We start from the raw sequence: 2930 nt of genomic DNA, 5'->3' as shown, positions 1-2930 counted from the left end.
GTCGCGGTGGCCGACCGCTCCCCCGGGGCCGCCAACGCGCGCGTCCGGCTGGCCGCCGCGGCCGACCAGGACCTCGCCGAGCGCGCCGCCCCGGCGCTGCTCACCGAGGAGCGGGAGGTGCGCTGGCACGACGGCGACCTCGTCGCACGCCGGGTGCGCCGGCTCGGCGCGATCGAACTGGAGGAGCACCGCCTGCCCGACCCGCCGCCGCAGGCGCTGCGCGCCGCGCTGCTCGACGGCCTGCGCGCGGAGGGCCTTGGCCTGCTGCGCTGGAGCGACACCGCCCGCCGGCTGCGCGACCGGCTCGCCACCCTGCACCGGGTGCTGGGCGAGCCGTGGCCCGACGTCTCCGACGCCGCGCTGCTGGCCGAGCCCGACCGCTGGTGGACCGGGCGGCTCGCCACCGCCCGCTCGCGCGCCGACCTGGCCCGCGTCGACGCCGGCGAGGTGCTGCGCGGCCTGCTGGACTGGCGCACCGCGCCGCGGCTCGACGAGCTCGCCCCGGAGCGGGTCGCGGTGCCGTCGGGGTCGCGGATCGCGCTGGACTGGTCGGGCGAGCAGCCGGTGCTGCCGGTGCGGGTGCAGGAGGCCTTCGGGTGGACCGACTCGCCCACCGTCGCCGACGGCCGGCTGCCCGTCCTGCTGCACCTGCTCTCCCCGGCCGGGCGACCCGCTGCGGTCACCGCCGACCTGGCGTCGTTCTGGGCGAACGGCTACCCGCGGGTGCGCGCCGAGCTGCGCGGGCGCTACCCCAAGCACGACTGGCCGGAGGACCCCCTGGCAGCCGCCCCCTCGCGGCGGCCGCGGCGCCCCCGCCCGTGAGCCCGCCAGCAGCCCGAGCCGACCCGGACCCGACCCGATCGAACACACGTTCTAGCATCAGCCTGGATGGCCCGCACCTCCGCGAACCAGCACGAGTAGGGAGCACCCCGGCCCGATGACCACGCCCGAGCAGCCCACCGCCACCGACCCGGCCGAGCAGGCCACCCCCGCCAAGGGTGCGGGGCGGGCCGGCAAGGCCGCCCTCGACACCGCCCCCGCCGCTCCCGACACCGAGAGCGCCGCCGAGAGCGCCGCCGAGGGGGCAGGCGAGGATGCCGCGCCGGAGGGCGAGGCCGCGCCGGAGAAGCGCCGCCGCGGCCGGCCGAAGGGCTCGACCGCGCGCACCACGCGCACCATCGAGCTGATCCTCACCGTCAGCGGCACCGTCGACGGCGACTGGCAGGCCGAGCTCAAGCAGGGCAGCGCGTGGCTCAGCCGCGGTCTGCCGGTGTCCGCGGCGGCCGTCGCCAGCGCCGCGCGGGAGCTGCACCCGGAGCTGGCCGACCCGATCGACGCCGCCATCGGCGCCGCCCGCGAGCAGCGCGCCGCCCGCGTCGCCGCGCTGGAGGCGGAGCTGGAGCAGGCCCGCAAGGCCCTCGCGGAGATCGACGGCTGACCGGCCACCGGGGCGGGGTCGTGGCGATCGGATAATCGACGCCACGATCCGGCTCGCGGCGCGAGGATGGGCGGGTGGACGAGCCGCGCTACACGCTGATCCAGATCTCCGATCCGCACGTCGAGGACGAGGGAGCCGTCGGGCGCTACGGCGCCGACACCGCCGCCGGGCTCCGGCTCGCGCTGCGCCGCCTGGAGGAGTCGGCGGTGCGGCCCGACGCCGTGCTGGTCACCGGCGACCTCACCGAGAACGGCACCCCGGCCGAGTACCGCCGGTTCCGCTCGGTCGTGGAGCCGGTCGCGGCCCGGCTGGCCGTCCCGTTCGCCTACGCGATGGGCAACCACGACGACCGCGCCGCCCTGCGCGCGGTGCTGCTGGGCGACGGGTCGGGCTCCACCGACCCGCTGTTCCACGTGCTGCGGGTGCGCGGGCTGCGGATCGTCGTGCTCGACAGCTCCGTGCCCGGGCTGGCCCACGGCGAGCTCTCGGGCGGCCAGCTCGACCTGCTGCGCGCCGAGCTGGCCGAGCCCGCCCGCGACGGCACCGTGCTCGTGCTGCACCACCCGCCGCTTCCCTCGGCGCTCCCGGTCACCGCGGCCATCGGGTTGCGCGGGCGGGCCGCGCTGGGCCAGGTGCTCGCCGGGACCGACGTGCGGATCGTGCTGGCCGGGCACACCCACGTGGTCAGCGCGGGCACGCTGGTCGGCATCCCGGTGTGGACGCCGGGCGCGCTGGCCAGCACGAGCGACTCACTGCCCCCCGCGACCGCCGGCACACGACTGGTGGCCGCCCCCTCGGTGGCGCGCATCGACCTGTTCGACGACTCACTGCTCGCCACCGCCGTACCCCTGGACGGCCGCACGATCGCCGAGGTCGACCCGGAGACGACGGCGCGGATAGTGCGGCGCCTGCGGGCCGAGCCGACGACCGGGGCGGAGCCCGAGGTGCGCACCGGCTGACCGGTCTCCCGGCGAGCTGCGACAACGCACCCAGCGCTGCGAGCCCCCCCCCCCCCCGAGCTGCGGGACCCACCCCACCCCGCGCGCCCGACCCCAGCCCGTCCTCGCAAACCCAGCTGCGCCCCGCAGCGTCCGCTGTGCCATCGCAGCCCGCCGGCGCGCTGTGAGGACACACCCCACGCTGCGAGACCCACCCCGCCCTGCGAGACCCACCCCGTGCTGCGAGACCCACCCCGCCCTGCGAGACCGTCCCGGCGCGCCCTCGCAGGCCCCGCTGCGCGTCGCAGCACCCGGTGGATGCTCGCAGCCCGCCGGCCCGCTGCGACAACACACCCCACGCTGCGAAACCCACCCCGCCCTGCGAGACCCACCCCGCCCTGCGCGCCCGACCCCAGCCCGCCCTCGCAAACCCCGCCGCGCCCCGCAGCGCCCGCTGTGCCATCGCAGCCCGCCGGCGCGCTGCGAGACCCACCCCACGCTGCGAGACCCACCCCGCCCTGCGCGCCCGACCCCAGGCCCGCCCTCGCAAACCC

At 78.3% G+C, this 2930-nt stretch carries 3 protein-coding genes and 1 other annotated feature; all 3 genes read left to right on the top strand.

From position 1 onward, the window contains the following. A partial coding sequence (locus tag KIK08_RS38425) for an ATP-dependent helicase C-terminal domain-containing protein (RefSeq protein WP_305849634.1) occupies positions 1–822 on the top strand: 822 nt, incomplete at its 5' end. A gap of 115 nt (positions 823–937) precedes the next feature. Beyond that, entirely contained in the window at positions 938–1438 is a 501-nt protein-coding gene (locus tag KIK08_RS38420; RefSeq protein ID WP_214408229.1) for a DUF6319 family protein, read from the top strand. Positions 1439–1512: 74 nt separating this feature from the next. Next, on the top strand, positions 1513–2397 hold the full coding sequence (locus tag KIK08_RS38415; protein WP_214408228.1) for a metallophosphoesterase: 885 nt from the start codon (positions 1513–1515) through the stop codon (positions 2395–2397). After that, positions 1725–1780: a sequence feature (sul1 is cis-regulatory element that is thought to sense ions involved in sulfur or methionine metabolism; They are found in Alphaproteobacteria), on the top strand. It overlaps the preceding gene by 56 nt. Positions 2398–2930: the final 533 nt, after the last annotated feature.

Origin of the sequence: Pseudonocardia lacus (assembly GCF_018531445.1) — a bacterium.
GTDB classification, from domain to species: Bacteria; Actinomycetota; Actinomycetes; order Mycobacteriales; family Pseudonocardiaceae; genus Pseudonocardia; species Pseudonocardia lacus.
This window is presented reverse-complemented; position numbering and strand designations above follow the sequence as displayed.